The 19336-nt window shown below is 51.8% G+C and carries 18 protein-coding genes, 1 riboswitch and 1 other annotated feature (1 of these 20 cut by a window edge); of the genes, 6 read left to right on the forward strand and 12 right to left on the reverse strand.

Annotation, left to right across the window (positions count from 1 at the left end; translation table 11 throughout):
• Positions 1-237: 237 nt before the first annotated feature.
• The 3 genes from EVJ32_RS11630 to EVJ32_RS11640 form a co-directional block, all read right to left on the reverse strand.
• A complete protein-coding gene (locus tag EVJ32_RS11630) occupies positions 238-1014 on the reverse strand; it encodes a flagellar motor protein MotB (protein ID WP_070329181.1) in 777 nt (258 codons plus the stop codon).
• Entirely contained in the window at positions 992-1774 is a 783-nt protein-coding gene (gene motA, locus EVJ32_RS11635) for a flagellar motor stator protein MotA (RefSeq protein ID WP_070329182.1), read from the reverse strand. The genes EVJ32_RS11630 and motA overlap by 23 nt, the downstream gene beginning before the upstream one ends.
• Positions 1775-1875: 101 nt before the next feature.
• Positions 1876-2067 (reverse strand): hypothetical protein, encoded by a 192-nt coding sequence (locus EVJ32_RS11640; RefSeq protein ID WP_233589722.1) that lies wholly within the window; start codon positions 2065-2067, stop codon positions 1876-1878.
• Positions 2068-2268: 201 nt separating this feature from the next.
• Between EVJ32_RS11640 and EVJ32_RS11645 the strand changes: the two genes are divergently transcribed.
• On the forward strand, positions 2269-3648 hold the full coding sequence (locus EVJ32_RS11645; RefSeq protein WP_131458556.1) for a TrkH family potassium uptake protein: 1380 nt from the start codon (positions 2269-2271) through the stop codon (positions 3646-3648).
• 20 nt (positions 3649-3668) lie between these two features.
• Here EVJ32_RS11645 and EVJ32_RS11650 read toward each other — a convergent pair whose 3' ends face one another.
• The gene (locus EVJ32_RS11650; RefSeq protein WP_131458557.1) at positions 3669-4739 is read right to left on the reverse strand and encodes an SDR family oxidoreductase; all 1071 of its coding nucleotides are present in this window, start codon (positions 4737-4739) and stop codon (positions 3669-3671) included.
• Positions 4736-6910 carry a PAS domain-containing sensor histidine kinase gene (locus EVJ32_RS11655; RefSeq protein ID WP_131458558.1) on the reverse strand — a complete coding sequence of 725 codons (2175 nt, stop codon included), beginning with the start codon at positions 6908-6910 and terminating at the stop codon, positions 4736-4738. Before EVJ32_RS11655 ends, EVJ32_RS11650 begins: the two co-directional genes overlap by 4 nt.
• Before the next feature lie 135 nt (positions 6911-7045).
• Between EVJ32_RS11655 and EVJ32_RS11660 the strand changes: the two genes are divergently transcribed.
• On the forward strand, positions 7046-7531 hold the full coding sequence (locus tag EVJ32_RS11660; RefSeq protein WP_236634041.1) for a restriction endonuclease: 486 nt from the start codon (positions 7046-7048) through the stop codon (positions 7529-7531).
• A 218-nt stretch (positions 7532-7749) separates the two neighbouring features.
• Positions 7750-8229 carry an LURP-one-related family protein gene (locus tag EVJ32_RS11665; RefSeq protein WP_131441646.1) on the forward strand — a complete coding sequence of 160 codons (480 nt, stop codon included), beginning with the start codon at positions 7750-7752 and terminating at the stop codon, positions 8227-8229.
• A gap of 75 nt (positions 8230-8304) precedes the next feature.
• Here EVJ32_RS11665 and EVJ32_RS11670 read toward each other — a convergent pair whose 3' ends face one another.
• Entirely contained in the window at positions 8305-8928 is a 624-nt protein-coding gene (locus EVJ32_RS11670; protein ID WP_131458560.1) for a DUF1836 domain-containing protein, read from the reverse strand.
• A 148-nt stretch (positions 8929-9076) separates the two neighbouring features.
• On the opposite strand from EVJ32_RS11670, the gene EVJ32_RS11675 reads away from it, so the two are divergent.
• On the forward strand, positions 9077-9727 hold the full coding sequence (locus tag EVJ32_RS11675) for a diacylglycerol/polyprenol kinase family protein (protein ID WP_131458561.1): 651 nt from the start codon (positions 9077-9079) through the stop codon (positions 9725-9727).
• A gap of 154 nt (positions 9728-9881) precedes the next feature.
• A complete protein-coding gene (murB, locus tag EVJ32_RS11680; protein WP_131458562.1) occupies positions 9882-10802 on the forward strand; it encodes a UDP-N-acetylmuramate dehydrogenase in 921 nt (306 codons plus the stop codon).
• Between the two features lie 72 nt (positions 10803-10874).
• On the opposite strand, the gene ald is transcribed toward murB, so the two are convergent.
• The 4 genes from ald to trhO all read right to left on the reverse strand — a co-directional run bounded on the left by ald (position 10875) and on the right by trhO (position 14948).
• A complete protein-coding gene (ald, locus tag EVJ32_RS11685) occupies positions 10875-12005 on the reverse strand; it encodes an alanine dehydrogenase (protein WP_131458563.1) in 1131 nt (376 codons plus the stop codon).
• A gap of 131 nt (positions 12006-12136) precedes the next feature.
• Complete coding sequence (locus EVJ32_RS11690) at positions 12137-13360, reverse strand: PucR family transcriptional regulator (RefSeq protein ID WP_131458564.1); 1224 nt, start codon at positions 13358-13360, stop codon at positions 12137-12139.
• A gap of 103 nt (positions 13361-13463) precedes the next feature.
• Complete coding sequence (locus EVJ32_RS11695; protein ID WP_070329193.1) at positions 13464-13889, reverse strand: divergent PAP2 family protein; 426 nt, start codon at positions 13887-13889, stop codon at positions 13464-13466.
• A 117-nt stretch (positions 13890-14006) separates the two neighbouring features.
• The gene (gene trhO, locus EVJ32_RS11700; RefSeq protein ID WP_131458565.1) at positions 14007-14948 is read right to left on the reverse strand and encodes an oxygen-dependent tRNA uridine(34) hydroxylase TrhO; all 942 of its coding nucleotides are present in this window, start codon (positions 14946-14948) and stop codon (positions 14007-14009) included.
• A gap of 223 nt (positions 14949-15171) precedes the next feature.
• On the opposite strand from trhO, the gene EVJ32_RS11705 reads away from it, so the two are divergent.
• Entirely contained in the window at positions 15172-15804 is a 633-nt protein-coding gene (locus EVJ32_RS11705) for a TVP38/TMEM64 family protein (protein WP_070329195.1), read from the forward strand.
• Between the two features lie 36 nt (positions 15805-15840).
• Here the strand turns inward: EVJ32_RS11705 and EVJ32_RS11710 are convergent, their stop codons facing one another.
• Together EVJ32_RS11710 and EVJ32_RS11715 are read right to left on the reverse strand one after the other, a co-directional pair.
• Complete coding sequence (locus EVJ32_RS11710; RefSeq protein WP_131458566.1) at positions 15841-17124, reverse strand: Na+/H+ antiporter NhaC family protein; 1284 nt, start codon at positions 17122-17124, stop codon at positions 15841-15843.
• A gap of 69 nt (positions 17125-17193) precedes the next feature.
• Positions 17194-17289, reverse strand: a riboswitch (SAM riboswitch).
• Between the two features lie 98 nt (positions 17290-17387).
• Positions 17388-19067 carry a GGDEF domain-containing protein gene (locus EVJ32_RS11715; RefSeq protein WP_236634028.1) on the reverse strand — a complete coding sequence of 560 codons (1680 nt, stop codon included), beginning with the start codon at positions 19065-19067 and terminating at the stop codon, positions 17388-17390.
• 156 nt (positions 19068-19223) lie between these two features.
• Positions 19224-19336: a binding site (T-box leader), on the forward strand (it continues 99 nt past the right edge of the window).

Genomic DNA, 19336 nt, shown 5'->3' on the forward strand with positions numbered 1-19336 from the left:
ACAGCGTCGCCCCGAGGGCACGCCGACTCCCGGGGGAACAGCGGGCAAGGCGAGACCCAGCAGCGACATCGTCGCGATGCGGCTCGCTGACCGCCCCCAGGAAAGCGGCGTGCCGGACAGGGCGGCTCGAAGGGCAATGAAAGCAGATGAGCGTCATCCCATCCGGGACGACGCTCATCTGCTTAAAATCATTTGAAGTTTTTCAGTGCCCTCCTCTGTCGCAGAGTGGGCTTTTCGTCATGGTAAGACAAGCGTTTCGATCATTTTTGGTGAACCTTCTGATAAGTCGACGAGCGGCTTGATCAATACTTCGACACGGCGATTTTTAGAACGGCCGGCGTCCGTTTCGTTCGTCGCAATCGGCTTATATTCCCCGTAGCTTGCGAGCGTGAACTGATTCGGATTGAGCGACTCATTCGTTAACAGACCTCGCATGAACGCAGTCGCTCGGGCTGAACTGAGTTCCCAGTTCGACGGGAAACGAGCCGTATTGATCGGCACGTTATCGGTATGACCGGACACAACGATTTCTCGATTCCCGGCTTGTTCGAGAATGCCGCTGATTGACTGGGCGACCGTGCGGGCGTCAGCGTCGAGTGTCGCTTCCCCCATGCTGAACAAAGCCCGGTCTTGGATCGTCAGGACGAGCCCACTTGAATTGATGGTCGCCTCGATTTCGTCTTCTAATCCATTTTTCTTAATGTACTGATTCACTTCTTCTTTTAACTCGTCGAGTTTGGCCAGCTCATACGTCCGCGGATTGGCGGTCGTATCTGTCTTGTCCGTTCGGCTAATGTCACTGTTTGACGCCGTTGAGGCTTGGAAAACACTCGTGCCTCCTGAGAACACCTGATTGAACGATTGAGACATCTTATTGAGCTTCGTCTGGTCGACGTTACTTGAGGCGAACAACACGATAAACAAAGCGAGAAGTAACGTCAGCAGGTCGGCGTAAGGGATGAGCCAGCCTTCCGGGATGTGTTCTTCATGATCATGCTTCTTTTTGCGCTTCATAGTTCGCTCGCTCCTTTGGAGACAAATACACGGCCAACTTATCTTCTAACGTCTTTGGTGACTCTCCGCCTTGAATCGACAAAATTCCTTCGATCATCATTTCCTTGACGACGACCTCACTTTTCGAATACTGCTTCAACTTGTTGGCAAACGGGAACCAAAGAACATATCCACTGAAAATCCCGAACAGCGTCGCGACAAAGGCGGCGGAGATGGCGTAGCCGAGTTTATCAATATCGGATAAGTCTTTTAGTGCGGCGACGAGCCCGATGACGGCTCCAAGTACACCGAGCGTCGGAGCGTACGTGCCTGCTTGCGTGAATACATCAGCGTTCGCTTTATGGCGTATTTCCATATTCTCGATATCACGCGACATCACTTCGGCGATATATTCAGACGGTTGACCGTCGATGACCATCATCATGCCTTGTTTCAAAAACGGTTCTTCGACTTGCTCGAGTGCCGTCTCGAGTGACAGCAGGCCTTCTTTACGTGCCTGCGTCGACAGGTCGACGAATTGCGTCAACAAACCAGATTTGCTTGGCAGTTCTTGTTTTTTGAATAAGATCTTAAATAGTTGGGGTACCGTCTGTAGCTGTTCTTTCGAAACGGCGATACTGACCGCGGCCGCCGTCCCGACAAAAATAATGACGAGCGCCGCAGGGTTGATCAGCGGAGCGACCCCCGCTCCTTTCAAAATCATCCCTCCGATTAACGTAAAGAAACCGAGTAAAAGTCCGACTAAAGTGACGACATCCATGTCTATGTTTTCCACCTTTCTAAAAAAAGCGAGATATAAAAAAAGCGAGATATAAAAAAAGCGAGAGACTTAACTCGTCTCCCGCAAATGCGTTCCGATGGTTAAGCGCCGTTTTCGTCAATCAGCAGTTGGATGCTGATATTTCGTTCTTCACGCTCTATATCGGTTAGCACATCGTATTTTTTTAATAATGCGTACAATTGATTCATAACTTCTTGATCAAGTGACCAATTCAACAGTTCTTCGAGCTGGAAATAGAGATGGGCGGGCATACATTGTGATTGACGCTCCAACCTTCGCGAGACATCCTTTAGCGAATGATCTACCGTACTAGGGTCCACGGTTTCATTCAACCTCCTCAATATTCATAAAGTCTATCTCCCATATTACCAAAAAAATATAGGAAGGGTTAGCGATACATTTTTCTAGTTGGCAATTTACACGTCGAGGAGTAAGATGATGCTTAGAAAACTTGATTCGAAGGAGATAGCGAGATGCGACATCGATTGACAGTACGGGAGTTGCGCCTTAAACGAATTGAGGCGTTATACCGGCTCGTCTTTGAAAAGCCGGCCCGATTTATCGCGACTGGATTTTTACTCGCCATCTTGATCGGAGCGACGTTGCTGTATATGCCGTTCGCCCAAACCGAACCGGTCTCTTGGATCGATTGCCTGTTCATCGCGACGTCAGCAGGCACGGTGACCGGATTGTCGACGATCGACATCGGCTCATCGTTCAATATGCTCGGCGAGCTCGTCATCGTCGCCTTGATTCAAATCGGCGGACTCGGGTTCATGACGGTCGCGCTCATGCTGCTCAGTGTGCTCGGTAAAAAAATCGGCTTAAAACAGCGGATCTTACTCCAAGAGTCGCTCAACTTGTCAGGGCCGGGTGGAACGGTCCGCCTCGTCCGCAACATCGTCTTCACGACCATCATCGTCCAATTCATCGGGATGTTATTTTTGACGGTCGAACTTTACAGCACGGGTGATTACCGGTTCGGCGAAGCACTGTATTATGGCTTTTTCCATGCCGTCTCGGCGTTTAATAACGCAGGTTTTGCGTTATGGCCCGACAGCTTGATGCAGTTCGAGCAAAATACGGCCATCGTCGTCACGATTTCGATGCTCTTGATGATCGGTGGTCTCGGATTCACGACGATTGCCGACGCGACCGAGGTGAAACGATGGAAGCGGCTCGCCCTACATTCGAAAATCATGATTGCTTCGCTTGGTGTCATCAACGGGATCGCCTGGTTCGGACTCATGCTGTTCGAGTGGGTATCAGTGGAAGGCGGCTTGTACGGCCGTCCGATTGGCGAGGCGCTAAACGTCACATTCTTTCAAGCGGTGACGACACGGACGGCTGGATTCAATACGGTGGACATCTCGATGATGGCGCCGGTATCAATCGGATTAATCCTCATCTTGATGTATATCGGGGCCGGGGCGGCATCAACGGGTTCTGGGATCAAAGTGACGACCGTCGCTGTCATTTTAGCGGACATGTGGGCGTTCATCGCCGGTAAAAAAGAAACGGTCATTCTCGAGCGGACGATTGATGCGTTTCAAATCAAGAAAGCATACGTCGTCGCCATCTCGAGTTTCTTCTTTATTTTGTTGATCACGGCACTCACGATTTTGACGAATGATCATATTCCGGCGACCGCTCTCTTGTTCGAGACCGTGTCTGCCTTCGGAACGGTCGGTCTCTCGCTCGGCATCACGGCTGAATTGAATGACACCGGGAAAGGGTTCATCATGTTCATGATGCTCCTCGGCCGTGTCGGCTCGCTGACCATTCTGTTCACGGTCGCACGACAGATGGACCGGAAGATCCGTTACCCGAAAGAGAAGCTGTTAATTGGATGAGGACACACAAAAAGCCCTGGTCAGGGCTTTTTGTGTGTGTTGTAGTAGGCGACGATGTCAGGCAAGTAGTCTTGTAAGTCCGGGCAAACGATGCCGGTCCCGTTTAACGCTCGGAGCGTCTGCGTCGTGTCGAAATGGACTTGATGCTTAAAATAGGCGAGCAGTTCTTTTGGAACCCCATATCGTTCCGATAGCTGCAAAGCGGAAAATCCGGTTTCTGCGGCGAAATGGGGAATCGTTCCGCGAGGCGAGCGACCAAACATCGCTTCATGGATCATACGGTACACTTCCCGAGCCCCGTGCGGGAACGGGTCGGTCAAATGGAACGTGCGCTTTAGACCGACTGGGGCGTGGGCGAGATAAGCAGTCGCTTCGACCACGTAGTCATACGGCACGAGGTTCACTTCGATGTTTTGCCGTCCGATATACGGGAGCGGCGCTGCTTGACGCAACTGGTCCATCAACTTCAACACGAAGTAGACGCCATCGAATTTTTTCGTCTCTCCGGTCTTGCTATGGCCGATGACGATACCGGGACGGATGATCGTCGCGGGTATCGAGCCGAGTTCACGGGAGACGATGGCTTCCGCTTCATACTTCGTAGCCTCGTAATGGTTTTTAAACTGGACCCGATGCCATAGCTCGTTCTCATAGACGGTCCCTTGGCGGCGTCCGGAGACGTAGGCGGTACTAAAATAGACATATCGCTTTAACTGTTTTGCCCGTTTGGCGAACGCCGTCATATGCTTCGTCCCGAGCAAGTTGACTCGGTAGCCGACGTCATACGGGATGCTCAAGTCATAAGCGGCCGCTAAGTGGAAGATATAATTCACTTCCCGTTCGATGACCGACCGCATGATCGGGTCGAGAATGACTTCCGGGAGTGTGATATCGGCTTCAACAAGCACTAACTGCTCGTCTTGAAGCGAAGTCGTGGCTAACAGTTCTTGTTTCAAAGCGAGCGCTTCTGGTCGTTGTGCCGGTAAATGGAGCGCATAGATCGTGCCGATCTGATCCGGCAATGTCGCGAGATGGGTAATCAGCTTTCCTGCTAAAAATCCTGGGAAACCGGTAAAGGCATAATGGTTCATGGCGTCTCCTCCGCTACATCTAACGTGAACGTGAACGTCGAGCCAACGCCTACGCTCGACTCGACTTCGATGCTGCCGCCGTGCGACTCGATGATCTCCTTACAGATTGACAACCCGAGGCCGGTGCCTCCGATTTGACGCGTATCTGAGTTGTCGACACGGTAGAATTTTTTGAACAGTTCTTCGAACGCGTGCTCGGGAATCCCAATCCCAAAATCTTGGACGGACACGTGGGCTTGCTTGTGCTCTTTCCGGACGCGAACTTCAATCTCATGACTGTGAGGTGAGTACTTGATGGCGTTTGAAAGCAAGTTGATGATGACTTGCTCGATCCGGTCTTTGTCGGCGATGAGAACGAGCAACTCGTCGGCATCATCGAAATGAATCGAGTGGTCAGTCGTCTCGCGGAAGCGTTCGACGACTTCACGGACGAGCTCGTTCAGGACGAAGCGGTCTTGTTTATACTCTTGATTGCCATCTTCCATGCGCTGAATATCAAGGAAGTCGTTCAACAAGTCCGTCAACCGCTTCGCTTCTTTTGCCATCGTCTTTAAATAGCGCTCGCGCTTGTCCTTCGACAAGTCACGTGTCAGCATCAATTCGATGTATCCAGATAGAGAAGATAATGGTGTTCTCAACTCGTGTGAGACGGTGCTGACCAACTCGTTTTTGATTTGGTCCATCCGCTCTTCTTCGGTCCGGTTGCGGAAGACGAACAAAAAGCCACTATCCATCCCAATCTGCCGTTTTGTGTCCATTCCGGTTCCGTACATCTCATAATACTGTTCGTCGCGATCGTTCGGTTGCGGAATCGAAAAACGGAGCGACACTTCACGAGCCGACCCGTCGAGCAAGAGGTCGATTTTTTTTAACATTTCAGTGCGGTCACGGCCCCGGAATGTCGTCAGGAGCGGGATGCGTTCCTGTATCTTGTTCGGAGCGATGCCGGGCAGGTCGAGTAAGCGCCGGGCATGTACGTTCATGAACAGGACACTACCGTTCGATTCGGTCAAGACGAACGCCTCGTTCGATGCTTGCAGAATCGATTGGATGATGTCGCGCTGACGAGCAATCGCATTTTTCTCTCGTTCAAGCATGCGCTCGACTTTTTTACGGTCACTAATATCGCGCATGACGGCGACGCGGAGCGTCTGGCCTTGGAACGTCACTTCTTTCGGATAGACTTCCATCTCTAAAAAGGTACCGTCCTCGCGCCGTCCGATGACTTCGTACGGGGTTTGAATGTGATTACGGATCCGTCTGAGGACATCGGCCCGGTAGCCTTCCGCGATAAATTCAATCGTTTGGCGTCCGACCATGTCCTCGGCCGGGATACGGAAAATCGTTTCGGCTGCCTTGTTCGCGTCAAGAATCGTTCCCCCTTCGTGAAACAGGACAGCTTCAATCACGGACTCAGCAAACATGCGGTAGCGCTGCTCTTTATGGAGCAGTTCACCTTTGAGCGCGATTTCAGGACTGACATCAAAGACGAAGAAAAAGAAGCCGATGATTTGATTGTGTTCATAGACTGGCTGCATGAACAGTTTGCCGACGAAATGGGTGCGGTCTTTACGCTGAAACTTCCATTCTCGGTCTCCACGATCGAGTGCGACGCGCAGCATCTGTTCGAACGACAACAAGCGCTCCGTCTCGTCTTGATAATGCGTCCGCTTCTCACTCAGTTCTCGCGACTCGAACAAGGCGAACGGTGTCATCTCATAGAGCACTTCGTGAGGTTTATAGCCGAACAGCTCGGTCGCTCCTTTATTGAAGCGATTGATGAGCAGATTGGCATCTGTCATGATCATCGCCATGTCGAGCTCGGTATGCATCATCGCCTCAAAGGCGTTATGTTGGACCGTGACCCGCGTGTCGAGCGGGAGCGGCTCGATGGAGAGAACGTATATATGTTCATATGGGATCGCATGGACGCGAATCGTCGGCATCTCGTATATCCAAGGAAGTCCTTGCTCCATCCGACGCGACAATTCCATGGTGAGGGGTGATTGGTTGACCATGTGGAAAATATTCGTTTTCGTCTGTAAGTCTTCAGGAAACTGCTCCATGAACGGACGATTCGCCTGAACGATCGTACCGTCCTTCGTAATCAACGCGACGCCGTAAGGTAAAGCGTGCAGCAGTTCGTTTTGGAGATACATCCTTTTCTCCATTAACGTTTGATCCCTCCTTCTTTATATCAAACGGGTACATTTGGAATACATTCGACAGATGCCCCTTTGTTTTCCTGCATTGATTCGGTAAAGTAAATAAAAGAAACGATAGGGAGGACGATTGACGTGAAAGGAATGGCGCTTAGCCTATTGATTGCCACCGGATTATGGTGGTTCGAAGCACCGATGTGGAGCGTCGTCACGGTGCTCGCTCTCGGGATTGCTTGGCTCATCTGGCGGATGCGCCTGTCGACGATTGATCGGATTGATCGAATGGACGGCCGTGAGTTTGAGCTGTTTTTAGAAGAAGTATTCACAGCGCTCGGGTACACCGTGACGGTCACGCCAGCGTCACGTGATTTCGGGGCGGATTTGCTCCTTGAAACGTCGGACGGCTGGTCGATCGCGGTCCAAGCAAAACGCTATGAAAAAGTTGTCGGACTCGAAGCGGTCCAGCAAGTAGCCGCGTCCGTTCCATACTACGGGGCGAACGAAGGATGGGTCGTCACGAACTCGTCCTATACGGATAGTGCATACGAACTCGCCGAACCAAATCAAGTTCGTCTGATTGCAAGAACGGAGCTCGAACAGCTGCTTAAACAGGCTGGATTTAAGTGCTAAAATGGCGCCTGTTCACAGCTTTGACAGACTGGCGGATTGTGTCGAAGAAAAAGGGGTTGTCTTTTTCCTCAAACGGTGCAATAATCATCTTCGTCATATGAAATATGTAGTAGTTGAACAGAGAAACACGACTACTAGAAACTAAATTGGGGTTTCACAGAATGACCAACCGAACAAACACAAAAATCGAGGTTGGAACGTAGTAGGAGGAAAAAGCGGTGCGCAAATTAATTTATGTAAAAGGTTGTGTCTTTACGCAAGGCGAGGCGACCATTTATGACGAAACAAATGATGCAATCGGATCTGTTCACCGCAACGCGGAGGGCAATGTCCAAGTGCACAACTTGTCCGGTCGACAAATCGCTCACGGGAAGTACATCCCGAACTGTCAAAAGTGGGTCGTCATGAACCATGACGGGCAAGCGATTGGTCAATTAAAAGACAAGTTCTCGTTATTCGGGAAAAAGTGTGAATACAACGTCTATGAACGCGGTCTCTACACGATTCAATACGACGTCGAACGCTACAAGTTCAGTGTTCGCGATAAAGCTGGGAAACTTGTGGCGGAACTTCGCAAACAAGATGACGATTCTTTCTGTTTGACGAAAGAGGCGGATCAGCTCTCGATGTTCGAGTTGTTGTCAGTTTTGAAGACGTTGACGGTCAAATCACGGATGCCGGTCGCCATGTCAGTCTAACCAATATGACGAACACCAGTCACTGCGACTGGTGTTTTTTTTTGCGTTCCACAAAAAAAGCTTCATTTGATTGGCTCAAATGAAGCGGCTTAAATAGTGTTTGGCCTCGATCTCGAGTGTCGTCACGCGGTGCGCGTACAAGCATAGCTTCAGAACGTGCATGATGTTCGGATGGGTGTGTCCCATCTTCTCAATCGAACGCTTCGCACGAGTATCTAACATCTCGATCGGGCTCGTCGACTTGGCATACTCCGCGTACAAGCGGTAGAAGTCGATCGGGGAGATGAGGTCGTCCTCGTCGCGGTCGGGATTGTTGAAGATGAGTGCGAGCAGCGAGCTCGTCTCTTCGAGCGAAAACAGATGCTTCAAGTCGTCGAGCAAATAAATGATCGCAGCCTGTTGTAGCGAATATTTTTTACCGACCCGGGGGACACCGATGATTTTACGAACTTCGCGTTTCGTCCAGTTTTGAATCGTCGTCGCGGACAAATGCTCTCCGGTCAGTGTGTTGGCCAAAGCCACGATTTGATTGATCGACAATCCGTTCTTTTCAATATGAAACAAATGGATTTTACGAAGCTCTTTCGGGAAATGCTCACGCACTTCTTCAGGAAAAAGTGAGATGGCCCGATCGACGTCACCAACCCGCATATAGTGAAGGCAATCAGCCAACGTTTGAATCGAATTTGCGTCGCGCATACAGGCATCCTTTCTATAGCCGACTTCGTTCGCAGGCTATACAGTCATTTGACCTCATTCTACCAAATGTTTGAAAAGGAAGCTAGGTTCTGGCTTGATTAAGGTATAATGAGTACGTATAAAAATCGCACATAAAGGTGGTCCCACGATGAATGAATGGGTCAGTTCTATTCTGTCCATCGTCATTGTCCTGGTGTTTCTTGTCGGTCTCGAACAGATTGGCAAGCGCCTCGGCTGGACGGATGAGACAATTCGAAAGAGTGTACATATTGCAGTCGGGCATTGGTCATTGCTCGCCGTCTGGTTGATGGACACATGGTACATCGCTGCCATACCGCTCGTGTTCTTTACGTTCGCAAACGCGTGGCTTCTATATAAGAGCCCGTCTCCGGTCCATCAGACCGAGCGGAAATCGCTCGGGACCGTCTATTATCCGATCGCACTCCTCGTCATCTTGTTCTTCTTTTTCGAGACGGAACCGCTCGCCTTTTTAGCGGGTTCGCTCGTATTGGCATGGGGAGACGGCTTAGCAGCCCTCATTGGACGAAAATATGGGACGGTGATCTATGACCTGTATGGGCAAAAGCGATCGTTCCAAGGCAGCATGGCCATGTTCTTAAGTTCGTACGTGGTACTCTTTTTATTGTTTTTGTGGAAAGGTATTCCGATGTGGCAAGTGGTAACTTATGGGTTTATCATTTCCATCATAGCGACGCTGACAGAAGCGATTTCGTATCGAGACTGGGATAATTTCACAATCCCGATTGTCGTCGCCGTCGCGACATCATTATTGTTGTAAACTATTTGCTAGATTGTAAAGAAAACGTTGCTTGTCACTCTCGGTAAACATTTGTATACTGTGTTTCGTACTGAAACCATTCAGCAACGTGTCCGAGGCGAACTTTTTCGCTTGCGGCACTAATAAAATAGACCGTAAAGGATTGAGGCAACGCATGAGCTTTTTAGACCAACTACTCACAATCATCCCGGCCGAGCGCTTCAAGCAAGACGAGCCGCTGTCAGCACACACATATACAAAATTGGGAGGGAAAGCGGATTATTTCGTAGCTCCACACACGTATGAAGAAGTTCAAGCCGTCCTCGAGCTCGCCCATCGCGAGAACGTACCATTCATGATTCTCGGTTTCGGGTCCAACTTGATCGTTCGAGACGGCGGCCTGCGTGGCATCGTCTTGAATTTGAACGAATTGAACACGGTTCGCCGTGACGGCAACCGGATCATCGCCCAAGCAGGAGCGGCCATCATCGACGTGTCGCGCCAGGCGCTCACTGAAGAGCTGTCTGGACTGGAGTTCGCATGCGGTATTCCGGGAACGGTCGGAGGCGCTGTTTACATGAACGCGGGTGCCTACGGCGGCGAGACGAAAGACGTAATCGCGAGTGCGGTCGTTTTGACGCCAGACGGCGAACTGCTCACGCTCTCGAAAGATGAGCTTGACCTCGATTATCGAACGAGCCGAGTTTCGAAAGAAGGCTTGATCGTCTTAGAGGCGACGTTCGAACTCGATCCGCTCGGTTATGAAGCGATCAAAGACGTAATGGACGATTTGACGCATAAGCGTGAATCGAAACAACCACTTGAATATCCGTCATGCGGCAGTGTGTTCAAGCGCCCGCCCGGTTACTTTGCCGGTAAACTGATTCAAGATTGCGGACTGCAAGGCAAGCGCATCGGCGGGGCGGAAGTATCACTCAAGCACGCGGGCTTCATCGTCAATATCAATCAGGCGACAGCGACTGAATACATCTCGCTCATTCGTCACGTCCAAGCGACGGTCAAACAGAAGTTTGAGATCGAACTTGAACCTGAAGTGAAAATCATCGGTGAAGACATCGCCGTCGAAAACGCATAAACATACGCAAGACGCCCGAACGGGATTTTCCGTTCGGGCGTCTTTCTGTCCGCATATTTCGGATGTGTTCGATTACGCGTGGAGCTGCTTCGTGACGGCTTCAGAGGCTGGTACGAACGTGTAGCCGAGGTCACGGGCGACGGCTTCGTATGTGACCGTACCGTCGATGACGTTCAACCCTTTGAGGAGCGCTGCATTTTCGCGAAGCGCCGGGAAGATTCCTTTTTGAGCGCACTCGACGATATAAGGCATCGTCGCGTTCGTCAAACCGAGCGTCGACGTGCGCGGGACCGCCCCTGGCATGTTGGCGACGGCATAGTGCTGCACACCGTAGCGTTCGTACGTCGGCGCGTCATGCGTCGTAATATGATCGATCGTCTCACAGATCCCGCCTTGGTCGATGGCGACATCAACGATGACTGACCCCGGTGACATTTGTTGCACCATCTCTTTCGTGACGAGTTTAGGTGCTTTCGCGCCCGGGATGAGGACGGCACCGATGACGAGGTCGCTCTCGGCGACTTGCTTCGCGATATTATAGCGGTTCGAGATGAGCGTGTTGATCGTGTTCCCGAACTGGTCGTCGATTTGGCGGAGACGAGCCGGACTGATGTCCATGATGGTCACGTTGGCTCCGAGACCGATGGCGATGCGGGCCGCGTTCATTCCGACGACACCGCCCCCGATGACGGTGACGTTCGCACGAGGCACCCCGGGAAGACCTGACAAGAGGATCCCTTTGCCGCCATGCGGTTTTTCTAAAATTTGCGCCCCGATTTGAGCAGCCATCCGTCCTGCGACTTCGCTCATCGGTGTGAGCAGCGGAAGCGTACGGTCGACTTCGACCGTCTCGTAGGCGATGGCGGTCATGCCTGAATTGACGAGCGCTTTCGTGAGTTCAGGTTCGGCCGCTAAATGTAAATACGTGAAGAGCGTGAGGTCTGGACGGAAATATTGATACTCTGACGGCTGTGGTTCTTTTACTTTCAAGGCGAGTTCAACGTCTCCCCAAACGTCCTGTGCTGAATCGACGATGCTTGCCCCAGCGTCGATGTACTCCATATTCGTGAAGCCGCTCCCGATACCGGCCCCCGTCTCGACGAGCACCTCGTGTCCGAGTTCCGTCAAGACGGATGCACCCATCGGCGTCAACGCGACGCGGTTTTCGTTATTTTTAATCTCTTTCAATACCCCGATTTTCATGTGTAGTTCCCCTTTCTATCTGCTGACACAATCTGTTCACACCTCTAGTATAGACCCAAGTGAAATCGCTGTCTTTAGCATGGATTCTAAAAACGGCAACCCCCACTTTGTGATTTTTCACAAAGTGGGGGTCAGTCGTCTTGACGATATTGTCCGGCCTTGATCGCTAAATAAATAGCAGCCCGTTCCGGGAGCGAGACTTGGGTGATGCTCGTCAGTTCTTCGATCCGTCGAATCCGATACAAGACCGTGTTCGGATGGATATGGAGGTGGGCGGCGACTCGTTTGACGTTCCCGTCAAAATAGAAATACCATTCAAGCGTCGTCACGAGTTCGGTGTGGTGGACTTGGTCATACGCCTGCAACCGTTCGATCGTCGGGTGCGTCTCGAGGCGCAGGCCGATCCGTCGGGACAAATCGGGGACGAGTTGATAGATGCCGATCTGCTCGAACGCCCGGGCACTAGCGAGCTCGAACGGGAACTTCCGGCGTAGCGATGTGACCCGTCTCGCTTCCTCGGTCGCGGCATAGAGCGTATCGCTCTCGAAGAAACGACGGCTAATCCCGAGGCGAGGTTCGGCGTCAGTGAACTTGTCTTGAAGCTGGGTCTCGAAGCGGTCGGCCCACTGGAGGAGGGCGGCCTCTTCTTCAGATAGCTCGGACTTCATATAGTGCCAGACGAGCAGCTGTTGGCCGTCGATGGCGTGAAGGACGACCTCGATCGCTTCTTGTGTCGCAAGCGCATAAAATAACCGCTCAGCGAATTGCGGAGTGATCGGCTGCAAGCAGTCGATGATCGTCAGGCGATTCGCGACGGCGATTGGGGCAAGTTCGTTCAAGCGTTCCCGATGTGCGGGAGCGAGGTATGGCGAAGCGAGCACTTCTAAAAAGAAACGCTCGAGTTCGGCATCGATGCGACGTTCGTGCATGGCGATCGTCATGAGCAGTTTCTTGGCGATATTTGCCCCGTCCTTCAAGACGGTGAGTTCCTGCTCGGAGAACGGGGTCGTCTGGGCCAGGCTCCAAATGTAGCCGAGCACGTCTTCTTGCTGCTTGATGACGACGGCGGCGCGCTCGCTGAGACCGATGGCCATCCGGGCCGGGATGACGACAGGCTCGTCTCGGTCGATCAGCTCTTGCAGGATACCGCTTTCCCACAAATCTTCGATGACGGCTTCCGGGACACGGCGGCCGATGATGGTCGCGATCCGGGCCGGGTCGGTCGAGTCGGGATGCGTGCTATAGGCGAGTAGCTGATGGTGGCGATTTTCGATCGTGATCGGTGCGCGGATCGCTTGCCCGATCGCTTCGGCGAGTGTGTCGAGCGATTCATATGATTTCTGTAAAAAAGGCATGTCGATTCCTCCTCTCTATCACTATACCGTCTCTGTTGTGAAAGTTCACAAAAAGATGGACAGTTTTTGAGAGGGGAACGACATGCCTGAACGTGTGTATCGTTTACATGGGGAAAAATAGTCCGACGACGAGGCCGAGCAATGCGCCGACGATGACTTGGTACGGTGTATGGCCGACGAGTTCGTTCAAGATCGGTGTGTCGTGCTTGATCCCTTTAAAATAGTCGTTCAATAGACGGGCTTGGAAACCGACGGCTTGACGGACGCCGGTCGCGTCGTACATGACGATCGTCGCAAACGTGAGCGCGAGGGCGAACATGCTCGAGTCGAGGCCTTCAGCCCGGCCAATCGCGGTCGCGAGCGCGACGACGGTCGAGGTATGGGAACTTGGCATTCCGCCTGAGGCGAACATAATTTCAAGTTCAAAGTCACGTGTTCGAATGAGTTCGGTCACAAGTTTGGCCGCCTGTGCGATAAACCAGGCCAGTATTGCGGCGAGTAACGGTTCGTTAAAGAGCAATTCAGTCACTTCCTGTCTGACAATAGTATCTACACTATACCCGATTCCATGCCGCGCTAGACGTAAAGTTTCTGTCAAAAATAGCGTCGCGGGCAAATGCCCGCGACGCTATTCGGTCGATTTTTGTTACCCGACGACGCCTTCAGTCTCTTGAAGTTTTTCCGCGATGTTCTCGATGATAAAGCGGTTGCGTGGATGCTCCTGACACTCTTTCGAGCATGAACGCATCTGTTTCGGCTCACACTCTTCACAACAGAAGTGTTGTTTATTGCACTCCGGGTTGGCACAATTAACGTAACGGGTCGTCTTCGTTCCGCAGTGCATACACGCTGAAACGACTGACGGATTGACCGTGTTGACCGGGACGTTGATGCGCTCGTCAAAGACGTAAAGCTCGCCGTCCCAGTTTTCACCTTGCGTCGCTTCGTCCTTGCCGTACATGGCGACGCCGCCTTTTAAGTGGAAGATGTTGTCGTGACCTTGGTCACGCATATATGCGGTAAATTTCTCGCAACGGACGCCTCCGGTACAGTACGTGAGAAGTGTTTTCCCTTCGTAGAGGTCTTTGTTCTCCTCGAGCCAGTCTGGCATGTAACGAGAAGCCTCTACGTCGATTTTGATCGCATTTTTGAAGTGACCAAGATCGTACTCGTAGTTGTTACGAACGTCGAGGATGACGACATCATCGCGATTCATCATCTCTTTCCATTCTTCCGGTTCGAGATACGCACCGTGTTGTTTAGGCACGTCGAACTCGCCATCAAAGCGCCACGTCACGAGCTCTTGTTTGTGACGGACAAAGATTTTCTTGAAAGCATGCTCTTCGACTTCATCGATTTTGAACTCGATGTCGCTGAAGTATGGATCGGCTTTCAAGTCGTTCATGTACTGTTCGGTTTGTTCCCAAGTGCCCGAGCACGTCCCGTTGATTCCTTCGGAAGAAATCAAGATACGTCCTTTGATCCCGAGGTCCTTACAATACTTGAGGTGTTGTTGTGTCAGTGTTTCTGGGTCCTCGATGTTGACGTACTTATAGTACAGTAAGACCCGCATTGGTTTTGTTTCCATGTTATTGCTCCCCTGTGTTCAGTTTTTTGCAGGAAAACGAACGTTGGGTTGTGTCGTTCGACGAATGAACTTGCCTGCAACCACAAGTCCATTATTATATGATAGATATCACAGTGAAATTTCGCAAATACTTTTTATTTTTTTTTGAGGAGGGCAGGGGGATGCGTCCTCTTGAACGAATTCGGGTAAAAGGTAGTAACGAAAGCCGAAGGTGGAAACTGAGATGCTCACATCACTACAACAATATATATTGAACATCATCGAATGGCTCCAAGGACTGCCGGGAGGTCCTTGGGCTGGACTCGGAGCCCCGTTCCTAGAAGCGATTTTCCCGTTTCTCCCGCTCGTCTTGATCATCTCGGCGAACGCTGCCACGTATGGCTTCTGGCTTGGTGTTCTCTTGTCATGGATCGGCAGTTTGGCAGGGACGCTCCTCGTGTTCGCCGCCGTCCGATACGTGTTCCGCAAACCGATGACGCGTTGGCTCGAAAAACATAAACAGGGTGTCTATTGGCTCGATCGCATCAACCATATGAGTCCAATCTCGCTCGGATTCTTATATTCGTTGCCGTTCATCCCGGTCAGTTTGATCACGTACTTACTCGCCTTGATTCAAATGCCGCTCCGAACGTTCGTATTGGCGGCCGGATTCGGGAAACTGCTCGTCGTCATCATCTTCTCGGTCATCGGTGATCAGTGGCAAGAGTTCATCCAAAGCCCGTTCCGCTTATCGATGCTCGGCCTGCTCTTGCTCGTATTGTGGGCGATCAGTCGCGGTCTCGAAGAACTTCTCAAACGGCGCGCTTTCAAAAAACGGAACGAAGAGCTCAAACGTAAACGTGAAGCAAGAACATAAAAATCCTCGAAGGCGGCCGCCTTCGAGGATTTTTGCTTAGTTGGTTTTTTTGAAACGTGGGAAGTTGAAGACGATCGCCAAGCCTCCGCAAATGAACAGGAGGAACGGATAGAACATATACGGGACGAGGGCGGGGGACGCCGTGTTCGTCAACTCGGCGGCGATGAGGAGCTGCGCCCCGTAAGGCAGAAGTCCTTGTACCCCGCACGAGAAGATGTCGAGTACGCTCGCTGACTTTTTCCGTTCGATGTCATACGTATCGGCGATATTCGCGGCAAGCGGGCCTGCTACGAGAATCGAGATCGTATTGTTCGCCGTCGCGACGTTCGTCGCACTGACGAGCCCGGCGATGCTCCATTCCGCACCAGCCCGGCGCTGAATCCGTGACGTGAGTGCGTCTCGTAAATAGGTGAGTCCACCGTTATGCGAGATGAGCCCGACGAGTCCGCCCATGAATAACGTCAAGAGCGAGATCTCGGCCATGCCCATCATACCGTCGGCCATCGCCGTGACGTAAGACGTGACGGCCAAGCTTCCGTCAATCAGTCCGATGATGCCAGCGAGCGCGATGCCGCCGAGCAAAACGAGGATGACGTTCAGTCCGGTCAAGGCGAGGACGATGACGGCGAGATACGGAATCAATTTGTACCATTCGAACGCGGCCACTTCAATCGTCGATTCTCCACTTGAGAGAACGGCTAACAGGACGGTCGTGATGATTGCGGCCGGGAGCACGATCCAAAAGTTGGTCCGGAACTTGTCACGCATGTTCGTCCGCTGTGTCCGGACGGCGGCGATTGTCGTATCTGAGATGAATGACAAGTTGTCTCCGAACATGGCCCCGCCGACAACGGCCGCGGCCGCGATCGCGATATTGACCCCGCTCTCTTGATGGATGCCGAGCGCGATCGGGGCGAGCGCGGCAATCGTACCGGTCGATGTGCCCATCGCCATCGAGATGAAGGCAGCGATGACGAACAATCCGCTCAGTAAGAGTGACGGCGGCAGGAACGTCAACGCCGCATTGACCGTCGCGTCAATCGCACCGATTGCACCGGCGACGTTCGAGAACGCGCCAGCGAGCAGGAAGATGAATATCATGATCAAGATACCTGGATTACCGGCGCCTTGGGCGATACGTTCGACGGTCTGTGTGACGCTTCCTTTCGTCATCATCGCGGCGACAATTAAAGCGATCAACGCCGCGATCAGCACCGGGAACTTGTAAAAGTCACCATAATAAATACCTGCCCCGATAAAGAAGACGAGGAAGACGAGCAAGGGCAAGAGCGCCCATTTGTTAGCTGTTGGTTGTTCCAATCGATTCACCTCATTTCATAGAATAGAAAAAGAGAGCCTTCCGAAAAAGGCTCTCTGTAAGAGACACCCTTTTCATCTTTCGAGCAGAACGCTCGCTGGATTTGGCACGGGTTACCCGCTGCCGAGACATCTAAGGGCCAGTCCCTCCGTCTCTCTTGATAAAAAGTCGTCATGATGTAGTTGTTAGACACGTTTTCTAACGTACCTGTTTCAAATCGGGTTGTCAACAGAAATCCCCCTGCGCCAATGGACGCGGGGGGAAGTCATGTCGTCAAAAAATTATAATGGGCGACGCGGTTACGACCGGCGTACTTGCCGCCGACGTAAAGGGCCCGGTCAGCGTTACGAATCGTATCATCAAGCCGTTTGTCGCCGAACGCTTGAATCGTATCGACGCCGATCGAGGCGGTCACGGGAATATCGACCCCATCGACACGGAACGGCTTATCTTCAATCTTCTGTCGAATCCGTTCGGCGATATCGACGGCTTGGTCGACGTCGCAATGATTGAGCAGCAAGATGAACTCCTCGCCCCCGTAACGGGCCGCAAAGTCATCGGTCCGGAGCACTTGCCGAATTCGCCGTCCGAACTCTTGGAGCACGCTGTCTCCGACTTGGTGACCGTGCGTGTCATTGATTTTTTTAAAGAAGTCGATGTCGAGCATCGCGACTGAGATCGGGTACATCGAGCCGTCCGAGATTTGTTGAATCCCATACTCGTAGAACGCGCGCGCGTTGGCGAGCAGCGTCAAGCTATCGGTGCGGCTTTCCGTGTATAGGCGGTCGCGTTCGTGGCAACGGCTGATTGTTCGGTTGAACGACTTCAACAGTTTCATCATCTCGTTTTGAATGATGGGCGGATAGCCATAGACGTGTTCACCGATCATGACGATGCGTGTGCGGATCCCGTCAATCTCTTCTGACTGGACCGAGATGAAGCTGTGGTAATCGTCATGAAACGCTTCTGACAACGCTGCGTCCCATTCGAAGCGCATCTCATAATCGACAGACTTGGCGTGTGGATGGCGCGCTTCAATCAAGTCGAAGACGATCGGACGGTCGATCGGCTGTCGCGTCAACAAATCGAAATAGAGCGTTCGGTCGAACAGGACGAACTCGACAAACCCTTTATCATATTGGTTGAGGCGCTCACATTGACTCAAGAACACTTCAATCGCCTGGGCCTCGCTTTGAGACAGGGAGACGGCCTCTTTCGCTTCATCGTACTGTTCGATCAATGACTTGAACGCGTCTTGGCGCCCTTTTTGGATCATCAACCGCTTAATAAAGAACGTGAGGGCGGCCGCGATGCTACTGACGACGAGCAAGTTCGTCTCACGGAAGAACGACGCGGCAAGGATGAAGACGAAACTGACGATGTACGTGTAAAAAGCGATATTCAGAAAATCACGGACCGGGATATCGACGCGGAACCACCAGCCGACTTGATACTTTTGAACGACCGTGTTCAAAATGATGGCGCTGATCAGACCGATGAGCGGAACGAACGAATCCTGCGAATAGAAGCCAAGACCGGTCTCACCGCCGAGTGCCAAGTAAACACTTGCCGGGATGGCGATTTCTAAAAATGACGTGATCGCGTTCCAAGGATAAGTGAACCGGAAGCGGCGGAGCGCGACGCGCGGTTTTAAGTTGGCGAACTGAAAGACGAGGAGTCCGATTTGGTTGACGAGGAGCGCCGTCTCAAAATCAAAGAATAAAAAGATGATGAGGACGATGCTTTCTGAAAACGTGAAATAGACGCCTTTCCGTTCAATCGAGTCCATTTGGAAAATGATGACGAGCAGCGCAATCAAGATGAACGGAAGCGGCTCGATCGCCGGAACATCAAGGACACCGGTTGTAAACAAGGTGATGGTCAGTAAAACGATCAAACTCCAAATGCTCCAACCGAGGACGGACATTTTGCGAAAATGATTCATAGTTCCCTCCTGTGTGGGAAAAGTCTTCTCATATGTATGGTAGGAGATTCGGCACGGTTGCGCCCAAGTCCTGCCTATTCATCATAATGGCTGAATTCTAGCATTGAGTCTACATCAAATATCCTCTATAATGAAGTTGCTTTTCAACCACATAGACGAAAGTCGATGAAAAAGAGAGTAACGATCGTTTAGTCAACAAAGCGACCTAGGGATTGGTGAGAGCCTAGGCTGACAAACATCGCGAAACGCACTTTTGAGATGCTATCCGA

The sequence above is a fragment of the Exiguobacterium sp. SH5S4 genome, assembly GCF_004337045.1.
Classification (GTDB): domain Bacteria; phylum Bacillota; class Bacilli; order Exiguobacteriales; family Exiguobacteriaceae; genus Exiguobacterium; species Exiguobacterium aurantiacum_A.